Source organism: Snodgrassella sp. B3882 (genome assembly GCF_026535915.1).
Taxonomy (GTDB): Bacteria; Pseudomonadota; Gammaproteobacteria; order Burkholderiales; family Neisseriaceae; genus Snodgrassella.
In genome coordinates, this window is record NZ_JAFNPF010000004.1 from 34,670 (window position 1) to 49,267 (window position 14,598).

Here is a 14,598-nt window from a genome sequence, read left to right on the forward strand (position 1 = left end):
ATTATTTAAAATTAGGCCACACCTTTTGTGGCGACAGCGGTACTACTCTACATACCAGCAGAATTTCTGATCCTTCTATCTCCATCGTCCCCGTATCCTGAGTCCAATTAGGTGTTTCAAGATTAACTAGCCAGCCCTCTAAACGGACATTATCACCCACACCTATCTTATTTATTTTACTGGCGATAGACTTATTAGCTGGAATTAAATGCACAGTAGTAAAATGATGCACCAAATCATTAGGCGAATAATCTAATAGTCCGCCCTTACCTCTTTCAATCGCAAAAGAACGATTTTTCAGCGTATATTTAAGTCGTGTTAACGCTTTTTTATTGCCCATAAAATCCCAGCCAATAATCCAGTCAAACGTAGAAATTTTTGCCAGATCATCATACAAATAACGAGTGCGCTGTAAAACCCGTGCGGAGACAGTGTACCCTTTTACTGGAGTCATTTTCAGCTTGGATAAAACCAATGGTTGCATACTCGCTGGCACAGCTGTTTCTGACGGACCATTATCACCGGCATTAGATCCAATATATGAACAATTCACCCCATCTTCTAAGTATTCAGGCAGAAAAACCCGTGGGGACTGTGGAGAAAGAAACCACCATGCCAATCCACATAAAGCGATTGCAATAATGGTATGGCGATATTGGGCAATAAATCCCATAGAATTTTTATCCTTTTTTCAAATTGGCAGGCTGTATCAATATTTATGCTTTAGAGGTGTGGGATGATGAATAAAATCGCCTATCAATTTTTTTATAACTTAGGTGCAAATTACCTGAACCCTTTCTGTAAATGAATATATAGAAAGGTTTGTATTTGGTGTCTGTCGAGGAGCTAATGCTATTACCTGTCAGCTACCCAGGGTTTTGATGCCGGATAGGTTGCCAAAGCTTCAAGCCCAAAGTTTTTTTCTTTGCTGAAGCAACTGCTTATCATACAATAACCGAAAGAGATCGGCAAAATATCACTTTACTTCTTAGTATGGGAGGAATACCCGGAGGAAAAAAAGGGCAAAATGCAGCAAAAGGATAAGTGGCGCAGGAAACAATAGCTACAGCAGAGCATTGGAAAAATACAGCAAATAAAGTCAAGATTGGGGTTAATAAGACCATTGATTATACTCAGTAGGTCAGAGAAAAGCTGCGTTCCCAGAAAAAAGGTGTGGGTGCACATGAGAAAGGTTTAGGTAAATTTGAAGGAGATCCTGCAAGAGATTACTATGGAAGTGGTAAAGATTCTCATCCGGCAGAATGGCAAGCTATAATAGACAATTTAAAAGCAAATGGAGTAGAAATTAAGTATAGAGAAGGCAATTTAGCTTATAGTCCTGAAAAGGGAAGACCGGGACAAATGATTTTAGACCCTGATGCATCTTATAGTGCTTTAAAACATGAATACCAACATTATTTAGATGATAAAGCTAATGGGCATCCTGGGTTTTCAGAATATCTTAAAAATCAGGATTTTCAGGCTGAAATGGAAATTAATGCATATAATAAAGAAATAGAGATAGCTAATGATTTTGGAAATAAAGAATTAGCTAATGAGTTAGAACAATTAAAACAAAATGAATTAAATAGAATTTATGGAAGAGAATAAGAATATATTTAATCAGATACGTTTTTTTAAAGATGGTATTCCTGAATATAGAAATTATTCTATAGAGGAATTAGAGCAATTATTAGCAGACAACTCTTCAGGCTATATAAAAGCACGGTGTCTTGTAGAATTGGCCTATAGAAAAAAGTTAGATTACTTATACGATGAACTACCTAAAATAGAAAATCAAAAATTAAATGCATTATTTAATTTAAGTGTTGCACAAATAGCAGCATTAGCTATACTTGATTATGGTAGTAAACAAGATATAATCAAAATGAAAAATAGTATAAAAAATTGGACAGTTAAATATCAAGAAGAAGATTTTGTAGATTACTTAAAAAGACATAATATTAGCTTATAAAGTGTTTGTTAGATAATGTTTAATGAATTTATTTAAGAATAATGCATAGTATTAGAATTTTTCTACTAAAAATTAATTAAAAAATTATCTGAAGACATTTCTTAAGTACCTAAATCCAGAATTATTATTACATTGAGAAGCCGAATTAATAATAATGAGAGTTTAGAAAAAATTATTTTATCTGAAGTAGCAAATAAAAAAAATCAAATTCAGTATGTAATGGGTGTATTTAATATTTCTATTATTTGTGCTTTGGTAATTATACAGTATGGAACAGACATAGGCATACAAAATTTAGGAAATATTATAAATGATTGGGATAATAATTCAAAACAAATATTGAAAGATTATTTAGATATGAAAGGCATAGAATGGGATGTGAAAATTTAATTATGAAAAAACTATATGATATATTAAAAATTATAAAAGAAACTAATAATACAGAAGCTATAAATTTAAGAAGTATTGATATGAGGGTAATGATGAAATGTCCTGAAGTTATTTACCATAAAGAATTATTAATCATCATTAATCATTTACTTGAAAAATCTTATATTGAATGGGTAAGAGAAAATTCTAGTGTAATAATTACTAAAAAAGGCATTGAATACTTAGATGGATTTGAAAAAAATGAGTAATATTTAAAATTGGTAGCAAATTTTACTATCCTATATTTTTAGGTATTGAAAGATAAAAACCTTCTGAGTAAAAACTGCTTATTCTGGAAAAGGGAACGGTACGCATGATAAAAGTTACGTACAAATAAAAGCAGAAGAACTTATAGCTCAAGCTAAGACAGCAGAAGCCGAACTTACTGATTTATTAATTAAATGAGCTGAGGAAAATAAAAGGATTAGATTTCAGATTAAAGTCAGTTGAATCTTTGACTAGAAAACGACAATCAGATGGAATCAATACCGAAATGAAACAAGTTCTTCATTAACAACTATATTCGAAAACTCAAAATTAATATCTGGGATAAAAACAATGCTAGATGCATTAAAACACAAACGAAATAAGAGGTAGCTATCACAATACTTATCAACATTGAGCTGATTATAAAAGTATAAATACTAATTTTGAAACATCTAATGGGCAAGTCTTTGCATTGCAGTTTCATATACCTGAAAGCTTTAACCTATAACGAAATATAAATCTGGTATTGTAGGAAGAAGCAAGATTAACTAGTGCCACAAAAGAGATAAGTAAACCTGAAATAACAAAATCCTAATGCAGGTGAACCTGAGGCTTTAAATTAGATTATGATAGAGAAAGTGGAAAGTATACAGAACCGCGAATTAAAAGACTCAGCAACAGATAAAGCTTTTTTAATAGATGAAATGAGTGAAGGCAAGGTCATATAATGAAGCTCATGCTCAAACCTGTAAAGAATAGGGAATTACCGCCGAATTGGAAAAAAGACCGATAGAAGAACTGCCTTTTTATACTCAAGACGCGGAAGCAGCAGATATAACTGAAAGTTTAAACTATTAAAAAATAAACCAATGAAAGAGAATTATAATCAACATCTTGATGAAATATCTAAACTGATTATTCTAAGGATGGCTAGCCTTCGAAAAATAGAATCTAGTTACCAGTTTGAGAGAATGTTTCTACATATTGGAAGTATAGCGAGTCCAACTAGGTTACTTGATGAATTAGCACAAGATAAATTAATAGTACATGAAGGTATTTTTGATAAAGATCCCTCTTTTTATAAAAATATTTTGACAACAAAAAAAGGATTGGATTATTTAAATGAAAAATTAAAAAACACTTCATTTTCTACCAAAGAATTGACTGGGCAAAGAATGGATATATTGAAAAAGATATTTGGCAAAGATTGATTTTTTATGCCTGAAAAGAGATAAATCAAATATGTACATGGGTTATATTTTAATAGTGAGTGCTCATTAGTTTATGTTTGATAGATAAGTAATATTTGCATAGGTACGTGTTTCATAATAAGACTATACCAATCAATACACAAGCAACCGTTTAACAACAGCCAATGCCGTTGTTGAACATGATTCCATGTAGACTGAAAAATTTAACCGCTAACTTAAGGTCCTGAAGGTAATCAATATTTTTTTAAATAATTTCAGACTAAACAAATATTAATCACGCCCGAAATATTTTGAGTAATTAATATTAAATAACTGCCCTGTTTATTGGCATTGTGTTCATAGAAATAAATGCATTGGTTTTCTACCATTTTGCTCAAGAAAATTATGTGAGTCTTTTAGCATTAGTCAAACCATCAATAAAGAAGGTATTAATTCTTCATTATGGCTCATGTAAAAGCGCCAATAAACCGCAGCACCTTGAACTATATTCAAACCTATCTTAAAAGCTATAGATCAACATTTGCCGTCAGCATTGATTTCAGCTTTAGTATCTGCGTTAAAATTTAGGTATATCTTGCAGAAGCCTTTGTCATAAAATGTTCTGAAAATCAGGTAAGCATAAATAAGCGGTTTCAATCATGGAAGAAAAGGGACATGCTACAACGGTTATCCCAGTTAATTCGAAAAAATGAGAATCATCGCTTTTGACAAAATTAAAAAGTAGAACATTTATTCATGTCATTTAGATTATGCTGATCACTGATTTGCCACTTGACGTGAAAAGGTTACGCATTGGCTTCAATACCTAACGCTTGCTCGTTTTGATAATTTTTTGATAAAAACGACTTGAGTATATGATTCGTGCCCTTTTTCGCTCTCTTAAAAAGAGAGTAAGCTGTCCTCATTCCCAAACATGGTCATTCTATTTTGAGACTAGCGCTTCTTTTATCATGCTATTGTTAGCTTTCACCATCTTATATATTTAATGAAATAGAGTTAAGGCTGAACATAGAGAAAATAGGCTTGAAATTAATTACCACACCATTGTCACTCAGACCAACCAAATTTAAATAATTAATGTAGTCAGTTAAAATAATTCAAATTGCATATAATAGCTTAATAAGACCAGCAACTAGCCACTAGACACGTTTGATTCCCGACTCATTAAATATGAGTTACTAAATGAATAAATGAACGAAACCCTTGATAAACTAGATAAGTCGTATAGGCTCGTTTATGACCAAACTAAGTAGATTTATGCGCACAATATATTCACCCTTATTAGGCCGCTTTTATCCATAACTTCTGATTCTTCTGATCTATTCGAAGCATATATTTTTTCAGAAAATCCATTCCTAACAAACCATCTGCATTAAATTCTTTTGGCATGTTATCAATGATCACTGCGCGGATTGATAATTTTTTCACTGCAGGATTATCCAGGTAGATATTAATTGTTTCAGGTTTGCCATTTTTATTTAAACGCACAGCCGCTTCATTTTGCTTATCAAGTGATAAATCAACCCCTTGTTTTAAATGTTCGGGCAATGACTTTCCAGCAACCATACTCATTGTTGCACCCGTATCGATAACCAAACGATACGTTTTATTTTGATCAGCTAATTCAACAATTAATCCTTCTTGAGGATCATAAAGGTAGGGTAGAGCAACCCATTTATCATCGTTTTGAGCATCCTCGTCAATGTCATCCACACGAATATGTTGATGCGCGAAATCTAAAGTTAGCACATGATTGGCAAAAAGCGTTAAACCAATGACGGGTAGATTTTCTTCCGGTTCTGGCGGCAGTTTTTCCGACGGGTCGCTGGAAAAACCAAATCCCCATTTTTGAAGTTCAACAGCCTGAATATGGTCAAAATCCATTCCGTTAATATTCAGGTGTTTGATCTCAAATTTAGCGGTTTTAATGATATTTCCGGCTATATCAGTACTCAAATAATCATCGGCTTCTCTAGCAACTTGAGGCAAATTTTGCAGCATAGACATAGGTAAATGTAAAGGGATTTGAGACCCACTATCCAGCATAAACTGAGTAGGCGTGCCATTGATATCCAGCGTAACCAGCGCAACAGAAACATCTTGAGCAAATCGAACCGGCAAAATCACCGCTTTCGCAAACGCCAAATTCATCACTGATACCCAAGCGCACATCAAAAGACCCAATAAACGCATTAAATCCACCTTTACCTTCACCAATAAACGCAATAAACTACATCATTAAAGTCTTATAAAAATTACTTCAACATCGAACTTAAAAAAGCCTGAGTGCGCGCATGTTGCGGATGAGCAAAAAAACTTTTCGCTTCACCCGATTCTACAATCACACCTTTATCCATAAACATCACCTTGTTTGCCACTTCACGCGCAAAGCCCATCTCATGGGTGACCACCACCATCGTCATCTTATCTTCTGCCAGTTGTTGCATTGTTTTCAGTACTTCACCTGTCAACTCTGGATCTAATGCAGAAGTTGGTTCATCAAACAGCATAATTTGAGGCTGCATCGCCAAAGCACGCGCGATGGCTACCCGTTGTTTCTGACCACCGGACAATTGCGACGGATAAGCATCTTGTTTATTTAACAAACCGACTTTTTGCAACAATTCCTCTGCCAACGGCACAATCTGATCTCGTTTCATCTTTTTCACCGTCATTGGCGCTTCGATGACATTTTCCAAAACCGTCATATGTGGAAACAGATTGAACTGTTGAAAAACCATGCCCATACGTGTACATATTTTTTTAATTTCCTGCTCTGACACATATTGAGCGCGCTGATGACTATTATTTTGCACTAAAAAGTCATTTTCAATCGCAATACTGCCGGCATCTATCTTTTCCAGATAATTCAGACAGCGCAACAGCGTTGATTTGCCCGAACCCGATGAACCAATAATAGCCACCACTTCTGAGCGGGCAACCTGAATATCCACCCCTTTGAGTACTTCATTATTACCAAAAGCTTTATGGATACCTCGAGCATCAATCATCAAATCAGTCGTCGTAGCGTGCATAGCGTTTCTCCATATTTTGAAAACCCCACGTTAAAATCAGGGTCATAATCAGATAAAACACCGCCGCCACCACAAAAGGCATCAGGCTAAACTCTCGCTGCACCAGCTGATAGGTCACTCGCATCACATCTTGCAGAGCCAACACATAAACCAGAGAAGTGTCTTTAACTAGGGTAATGGTTTCATTACTTAAGGGAGGCAAAATCTTTTTCCACATTTGTGGTAGCACAATCCGACGCATCGTCTGCCCATAACTCATACCCAGCGTCTTGGCTGCTTCGTACTGTCCTTTACCTACTCCCTGAATACCGGCACGAAAGATTTCAGCAAAATAAGCGGCATAATTGAGGACAAACGCCACCACCGCAGTCGTATAAGCTGGCAATCGGATATTGACCGCAGGTAAAGCAAAATAGATAAAGAAAATTTGCAACATCAAAGGTGTGCCACGCATAACCCAGATATAAACATTAACCGTTATATCCAGTGCCTTAATTTTAGACAGACGCAGTAAAGCCAGCACCAGCCCTAGCGGAATCGAAAAAAGTAGAGTGATGGCAAATAAACTAAGCGTTATCTTCGCCCCAGTCCACAACTCAGGTAACATATTTAACACATAATTCATGTGTATTCCTTAAAACAACAACAACGCTGCCTGAACAGATCACATTCAGGCAGCGTTGATTCCAGAGCAAAATCGCGATTATTTAATCACGTCTTTACCGAACCATTTTGTCGCAATTTTAGCAGATGTACCATCTGCTTTCATACTGTCCAACGCTGTTTGGATTTTTTGTTGTAGTGCCTGATCATCCTTACGGAAAGCCACACCATATTCTTCTGTACCAAAATTGTCTTCTAATACTTTATATTCATTAGGTTTTTTGGATACATAATAGCGACCAACCACTTCATCGACCACCAAAGCATCAACACGTTTAGCAGAAACATCCATCAATGCCGTGACATTATCACCATATTTTTTCAGTTCTTTAAAAGATTTAGCCACATTTGGTTCAGATTCTACCGCCTCAACAGCACTACTACCATCCTGAACAGCCACAATCTTATCAGCCAAATCTGCTTTACTATTGATTCCACCATCAGGGCGAACAACAATAATCTGGTGATTATCCATATAGGGTTTAGACAACAACAATTGCTGTTGACGTTGTGGCGTAATAGTTAAACCATTCCACAACATATCGACGCGTTTACTGTTTAATTCTGACTCTTTCGCGCTCCAGTCAATCGGTTTAAGTTCTACGGTCAAACCAGCACGCTTGGCCGCTTCGCGAGCCATATCGATATCAAATCCCACCAATTCATTATTTTCATCGCGAAAACCCATGGGTGGAAAACTATCATCCAGCCCCATGACTACCAACGTACTCTTATCTTGCTGAGCAGAACTGGCTGCTGAAGAAGATCCATCACTACACGCTGCAAGCATCATTGCAACCACGGAACCAAACAATATAGACCTAATGGTATTTTGCATAAAAAAAATTCCTGAAAAGGCTAACGACCATCACACTATACGCGATTTTTATTAACCTTACATCAAATAAACAATGAATAAAATTGCTGATAAGTAGGAAACAAATTAATCCACTGATACAGAAAAAAACATTCTATCCAACTGACGAGATAAACCTGAAACCTAAATTTGTCATGCTAATTTATACCGCGGCAATATCCTTACCAATGAAAAGCCATCACCCAAAGCCAAAGCAATATGACAAAAATAAGACGGTACAAATCATCAGCAACTTAGCGGTATTACGCAGCCTGATCCATGCGAAAAAATATTTTTCCTTCTTCATCAACACGCCGAATCGGCCACTGGTATACATCGCTTAATAATTCGGTTTGCATCACTTCCCGTGGCGCACCTGCTGCCACAATTTGTCCTTCATTAAGTAACACCACAAAATCAGAATAATTAGCGGCCATAGACAAATCATGTAGAACCATCACCACACTAAAATGGTCATGATTCTGCTGCAAATAATCCATCAACCTATGTTGATGGCGGATATCCAAGTGATTACACGGCTCATCCAGTAATAGTACCGAAGCATTTTGCAACAAGGCACGCACCACATTAGCACGCTGCTGTTCACCACCAGACAGGCTGCCAATTCGTTGGTGAGCTAATGCACTCAAATCAAATACATCTAATAAATGGTTTAATTGCGCTAAAGGTGCCTTAACGGGTCTGAACCAGCCAGCATGATGCGAACAACCCAATTGAACATACTCGGTTACCGTCAGCGGTAGATTATATTGTCCATGTTGACCAACCCAAGCCACCTGCCCTTGCTTAAGCTGATTCACAACCTTCTCACCACGTAATAACACCCCAGCACCATGCAATCCAAGTAAAGCACGCAGTAAAGTAGATTTACCGGCACCATTTGGACCAATAATACTGATATGCTGATGATCGGGTAAATCCAGTTCATCTATCGCCAGAATGCAACGTTTGCGCGGTTGAACCTGAACATTACGCAGCGTAAATAACTTTCCCATAAACCGTTCCTAGCGACGTAATGGTTGTAAGAACAACCACAAGAAAAAGGGGCCACCAAGTAAAGCAATGACAATACCCACTGGAATATCCACTGGATAACTCAGCCAACGCGCAAAGCTGTCTACCACCAATAAAAAAATTGCTCCTAGCCAGGCAGACAATAAAATAATGCGCCGGCGACTACCTCCACGTACTCGCGCCACCACATTGGGCACCATCATACCGAGAAAACCAATAATACCCGCTAAGGATACCGCAGCACCCGTCAGCAGAGCCACACCCACTACCGTCCACATTCGTGTACGTTGCACCGCTACACCCATACTAATAGCTGTTTCTGGACCCAACATCAGAATATCCAGATTACGGCCAATAGCCATCAATATCGCCAGACCCAACAAAATAATCATCAGGCCATACCAAGGTGAAGTAAATCCGGCGTCAGCCAAACTACCCGCCAGCCAATTAGTGGCACTACGTAAAACAATGTCATCAGATAGAAACAGAATCAGACTGACTAAGGCTCCGCAAAAAGCACTGATCACAAAACCCATCACCAGCAAACCAAGCGTGCCACCACCAAGCAGTCGATGCACGGTTAAAATCAGCATACACACCAACAAAGCGCCGCAAAAGGCGGCAACTGGAACCGATATTCCTCCCAATCCAAATGCCAGTACCGCAATCACGCCGAGTGCAGCACCACCTGAAGTTCCAATCAAACTTGGATCGGCGAGGGGATTATCAAATAATGCCTGTAACGCGGCACCACCAGCAGCTAACGAAGACCCTACTAGCAAGGCCACCATAACGCGTGGCAAGCGGATATCCAGTGTGATTTCATCCAGAGTTTGTGGCCATTGCCAACCGCCCAAACCAATTCCAAGACAAAACCAACTTAAAGCCATACTCGAAACAAGGGCAATAACAATCCAGATAACAGATGACCAGATCTCTTTTTTGGTCTTATCCTGTTCAACAGAATCAGCAGTATGCTGCACATGAGTCATGGTCATTTAGCCAATTGATGAAGTTTAGGAATAACCTGTGGGGTATTGATGCCATAGCGGAAAATATCGTTGGCATGCATAAAATAAATTTTTTGATTTTTAGCCGCAGGTGAGACAGCAATTTCCGGGCGTTTGGCAAAACCCTGCACGCCGCCTAAGACTTTAGCGTTACGCGATGCAATCAAAATCACATCAGGTTTGGCCGCCAACCAAGCTTCACGAGACATCGGCTTAAACCCTTCAATTGCCGCTGCAGCATTGATACCACCGGCTCGTTGAATCAATATATCCGCTGCAGTATTACGACCAGCCACTAATCGACCATCATAACTAATCAGGTAACGCTTGCCTGTTTTGGGCATTTGTTTTACCTGACCAAGCCAAGTGCTCGCCAGCTTTTCAGCCTGTGCCGGTTTACCAATCAGTTTACCAATTTCCCGTATACCATTAGCATAGCCATCAATACTATTATTGGGTTCTACATTAACAGCATTAATGCCCACCTGCTTTAAATTTGCATAAATGGTGGATGGCTGCGCCATCCAGGAACCCAGTACAATAGTCGGTTTTTTTGCCGCGATAGGTTCCACACTTAAACCATGAAATAAACCGATGCTGGGCACATTTTTTAACGCCGGATTGGTCGTAGAAACATCCCGACCAACCACTTCATTAGCACTACCCAAAGCGACAACCACGTCAGCGACATCAGACGTTAACGTCACAATTCGAGCAGCAGATGCAAACGGAAGAGCGGCACACATCGCTACCGCTAACAATAATTTTTTCATTATTTATCTCACTTAGCATATAAAGATAACTGGTAGATTGATCTTACTCAGTATATTAATTCAACATATTCTACCTTTAGTGCCTAGCCAGCCAACAAAGCATCAGTTAATTGATGCCATGTTTGCATCTCATCATTGCCTTCTTCGCGACGACCAAAAATTTGAATAACCGTGTCACGATTTTTATCAAAACCTTCAATGCAGGTCACGTAACCTTCGCTAATCGGGCGACGCACTACCCAAGTTTCCACGATTTCAGTATCACGAATATGCAAATCAAAGCCTTCTTCCGGTACCTTCACATCCAACACATTCAAATAGCCATGAGAGCGTACCACGTTATGTAATTTACCCGTTTGAATTTGCACCAAACCTCGGTTTCCAACAAAGACCATGATTTCCATCTGATGTTCATGTGCCTGTTGCAATATCTGTTCCCATACACCACGATCCACCAGCTTAGTTTGTCCTGCCGGAGCATGACGATAAGATTGCTGCCGGTCTATATTGAATGTCTCCAACAAACCACTAAAGTGATGGACATCTTTCAATTCATTCCAGCGTTCCTGAAATGCCAGCTCGCGTTCAGCAGATAATGGCTCTGGAGCCACCACCTGCTTAACCGGAGTAGCCAGAAATTCTGGCTTACCTTCAGTAGCAAATTCATTAATGAGAGCTTGCCAAGCATCTAGCTTACTGTCATCACGCATAAATACCTTTTCAATATTCATGCCATATTCATCAAAAAATTGAATCGAGCGCAACGTTTTATCACCAATGACATTGACTGTGGCTAAAGCATGATGCCAGTGCTGCAGGAAAAAACGCAAATCCAGCTTGCCAACATTTAAAGCCAAACCACTTCGGGCAGTCAAAGTGACATGTTCATACACACCAATCTTTTCATGTACAACCACATCATTGCGCACCACACTGAGTACTTCTCCAAGTGTTTCAAGCTTTAATACCAGTTCTCGTATCCGGTTACCCAGATAAATAGTTTCAGGTGCATCTGCGACTAGTGCCCCTTCGCTTACACCCATGTCTGCAGCTGCCTGTCGAGGAAAATACATACCCTCTACCGTCGCCTTTTTATCCAGATACTGTTGCCATAAATTCATCATTTGTTCCTTATTACCATTATTATTGATCGTTGTTATTAAATATTGACATAGATCATACCTTTAAAAGGTATAGCGCAAACCAATACTGAACGTGCGCCCTGGAGCGGTATAAAAATCAGCATTATTCTTAGTCAATGCCGGCACAGTGCCATCACTCTGACCAGATGTACCATGAGCTTCATTGTTAACATTTGGAATCAGATAGGCCACATCAGCCCAGTTCCAGTATTTCTTGTTGAATACATTGTTCACACCGGCATGCAAACTCAAATGTTTATTGGGTTTCCAATAACCGCCTAAATCAACTAAGGCATAATTCTTGGAGGGATTAAAGTATTTGTCGGCAGAATAGATATCGCTGTTATCCTTTTTGGCCACGTAAGTGAAGTTCACATTTGCGCCCCACACCTCTTTTTCATATGCCACGCCTAACTTCAGCTTAAATGGCATAACCGAATTGAGCGGATGATCTACCCCATCCTGACGAATCGAACCACGTGAATAAGCTACAGAACCACTGGCTTTCCAGTCAGGAGCGAATTTCCAGCGAGCAAAAGCTTCACCACCATAAATATGTGCCTTACTAAAGTTTTCAGCACGCAGAATAAAGCGTTGCGAACCACCCCAAGAGCTGGGTAATGAAACCTGTTTAGAAACATTCGCGTAATCAATAAAGTTTTTATAATGATTATCAAAACCACTGATACCATATTCAAACACTTCATTTTTACCGCGTAATCCAAGCTCAAAATTATTGGCTGTTTCCGCCTTCAAATTTGGATTACCCCATACACTGTAGCCGCCCGGATTCCATGAAGAAGCTAGTTGCTGAGAGGACGGCGCATTAAAGCCGCGTGCATATTGAAAATAAGGGATAACTAATGGATGAAATTCATAGGATAAACCGAAACGTGGCGTAATTGCGCTTTCATGCTTCTTATGTAATTCGCCAATTTTATTTGTCGTTCCGGTATCATATCCATGATTATTTGGCTTAACATTATAATAATGTGCCGATAATCCTGGGCTGACAACCAGACGCCCAAAGCGCAGATCACCATCTAAATAGATACTGGCACGATTAGTTTTATTATCAGCAGCAGGTTTAGAGCGGGCATAATAACCATGCCAGCCACTGGTTAAATCATGATGAGCTAAACGAACACCATAGCGCCAGTCTTGGCTTAATTTGTCATTCTCAAAATGGGACAGCCATTCACTATTTAAGCCTATCACCTTATCTTTATTATTAAAGTCAAACTCACATCTATTCTTTATGCCCGGCACAGATGAGGTACAACCGCGGACATACTCACGATGGGTCGAAGAAGCTGTTTTGGACTGTTGCCAATACAATTGCGTATTTCCGCTTTGAACCAATCCCGTACCATCATGATATTCGTGTTCGATTGAAAACCGCGATTTTTTATTTTCGTCTGTTCCGGTGATATTAGAATAAGACGCATTGGCTAAAGAAAAAGAATCTGACCATTGATTACGACTTAAATACTCTGCTGCAAATTTCAATGTATTATGATCATTGAGATCCAACTCATGTTTCGTCAAAAAGTAACGGCTATTGTAATCCAGCGGATCAGCCTTAGTTCGATAAGCACCTTGCCCACCAACATGACCGCGGTTATCCAGTTCATCACCTTTGCGGTAAGTCCCTAGTACCATCCCGCGCCAATTGCCAGCAGTAAGTGCACCAGCACCTGTTACAGAAGTTGTTTTATTGACACTATTATATTGTGTATCAATATAGCCGCTTTGTTGTTTTCCCTGCAATATCTCGTCAGGTGTGAGCGTATGCATAGCCACTGTACCGCCCAACCCAAATCCGCGTGCATTTTTACTGATGTCCACACTACTTAATGCTGAAACATCCATAAAATTACCGCGCCCAAAAATCGCGAACTGCCCTGTATTTTTAATTTCACTTGATTCGGGTAAATCTATTCCATCGATCGACATTCCAATACGATTACCGCTCAATCCTCGGATATTCACACTGTCATTACCTTGGCGCGTACCCTGTGTATCCAATACTTCTACGCCGGGAATATCTTTCAATGCTGATTTCAAATCTACAGCACCCTCCTTCTGGATATCCTCCGCCTTAACCTTAGTATTTCTAAATACTCTTGGAGAAGTAGATTCAGCCTCAACATGAATGGTAGGTAATCTGGCCTCGCCTTCGGCGTGGACAACGACTGGCAAGCCTATGCATGTCACGGCCAGCGCAATAATATTGGGTGAACGACGCATGATTGATTAACC

The 14,598-nt window shown here is 38.8% G+C and carries 15 protein-coding genes; 5 read left to right on the forward strand and 10 right to left on the reverse strand.

Going from position 1 to position 14,598, the window contains the following annotated elements; genetic code table 11:
• Window position 1: 1 nt before the first annotated feature.
• Complete coding sequence (locus tag J3U68_RS09795) at window positions 2-673, reverse strand: hypothetical protein (protein ID WP_267376490.1); 672 nt, start codon at window positions 671-673, stop codon at window positions 2-4.
• Window positions 674-1,173: 500 nt separating this feature from the next.
• On the opposite strand from J3U68_RS09795, the gene J3U68_RS09800 reads away from it, so the two are divergent.
• The 5 genes from J3U68_RS09800 to J3U68_RS09820 all read left to right on the forward strand — a co-directional run bounded on the left by J3U68_RS09800 (window position 1,174) and on the right by J3U68_RS09820 (window position 3,822).
• Window positions 1,174-1,611, forward strand: a complete 438-nt coding sequence (locus J3U68_RS09800; protein ID WP_267376492.1) for a hypothetical protein — start codon at window positions 1,174-1,176, stop codon at window positions 1,609-1,611.
• Entirely contained in the window at window positions 1,598-1,975 is a 378-nt protein-coding gene (locus tag J3U68_RS09805) for a hypothetical protein (RefSeq protein ID WP_267376495.1), read from the forward strand. Before J3U68_RS09800 ends, J3U68_RS09805 begins: the two co-directional genes overlap by 14 nt.
• Before the next feature lie 132 nt (window positions 1,976-2,107).
• Window positions 2,108-2,365: a hypothetical protein gene (locus J3U68_RS09810; RefSeq protein ID WP_267376498.1), complete on the forward strand. Its 258-nt coding sequence runs from the start codon at window positions 2,108-2,110 to the stop codon at window positions 2,363-2,365.
• 2 nt (window positions 2,366-2,367) lie between these two features.
• On the forward strand, window positions 2,368-2,613 hold the full coding sequence (locus J3U68_RS09815) for a hypothetical protein (RefSeq protein WP_267376501.1): 246 nt from the start codon (window positions 2,368-2,370) through the stop codon (window positions 2,611-2,613).
• An 867-nt stretch (window positions 2,614-3,480) separates the two neighbouring features.
• Window positions 3,481-3,822, forward strand: coding sequence for a hypothetical protein (locus J3U68_RS09820; RefSeq protein ID WP_267376504.1), 342 nt, complete (start codon window positions 3,481-3,483; stop codon window positions 3,820-3,822).
• Window positions 3,823-5,103: 1,281 nt separating this feature from the next.
• Here J3U68_RS09820 and J3U68_RS09825 read toward each other — a convergent pair.
• The 9 genes from J3U68_RS09825 to J3U68_RS09865 form a co-directional block, all read right to left on the reverse strand.
• A complete protein-coding gene (locus J3U68_RS09825) occupies window positions 5,104-6,015 on the reverse strand; it encodes a retroviral-like aspartic protease family protein (protein WP_267376507.1) in 912 nt (303 codons plus the stop codon).
• A gap of 62 nt (window positions 6,016-6,077) precedes the next feature.
• Window positions 6,078-6,833 (reverse strand): amino acid ABC transporter ATP-binding protein, encoded by a 756-nt coding sequence (locus J3U68_RS09830; RefSeq protein WP_267376572.1) that lies wholly within the window; start codon window positions 6,831-6,833, stop codon window positions 6,078-6,080.
• A gap of 4 nt (window positions 6,834-6,837) precedes the next feature.
• Complete coding sequence (locus J3U68_RS09835; protein ID WP_267376510.1) at window positions 6,838-7,482, reverse strand: amino acid ABC transporter permease; 645 nt, start codon at window positions 7,480-7,482, stop codon at window positions 6,838-6,840.
• A gap of 78 nt (window positions 7,483-7,560) precedes the next feature.
• Window positions 7,561-8,358, reverse strand: a complete 798-nt coding sequence (locus J3U68_RS09840) for an amino acid ABC transporter substrate-binding protein (protein ID WP_267376512.1) — start codon at window positions 8,356-8,358, stop codon at window positions 7,561-7,563.
• Between the two features lie 281 nt (window positions 8,359-8,639).
• Entirely contained in the window at window positions 8,640-9,392 is a 753-nt protein-coding gene (locus tag J3U68_RS09845; protein ID WP_267376515.1) for an ABC transporter ATP-binding protein, read from the reverse strand.
• A gap of 9 nt (window positions 9,393-9,401) precedes the next feature.
• Window positions 9,402-10,301 (reverse strand): FecCD family ABC transporter permease, encoded by a 900-nt coding sequence (locus J3U68_RS09850; protein ID WP_267376573.1) that lies wholly within the window; start codon window positions 10,299-10,301, stop codon window positions 9,402-9,404.
• A 104-nt stretch (window positions 10,302-10,405) separates the two neighbouring features.
• Window positions 10,406-11,194: a heme/hemin ABC transporter substrate-binding protein gene (locus J3U68_RS09855; protein WP_267376517.1), complete on the reverse strand. Its 789-nt coding sequence runs from the start codon at window positions 11,192-11,194 to the stop codon at window positions 10,406-10,408.
• Between the two features lie 83 nt (window positions 11,195-11,277).
• Entirely contained in the window at window positions 11,278-12,315 is a 1,038-nt protein-coding gene (locus J3U68_RS09860; RefSeq protein WP_267376520.1) for a ChuX/HutX family heme-like substrate-binding protein, read from the reverse strand.
• A gap of 63 nt (window positions 12,316-12,378) precedes the next feature.
• The gene (locus J3U68_RS09865; protein ID WP_267376523.1) at window positions 12,379-14,586 is read right to left on the reverse strand and encodes a TonB-dependent hemoglobin/transferrin/lactoferrin family receptor; all 2,208 of its coding nucleotides are present in this window, start codon (window positions 14,584-14,586) and stop codon (window positions 12,379-12,381) included.
• Window positions 14,587-14,598 lie beyond the last annotated feature (12 nt).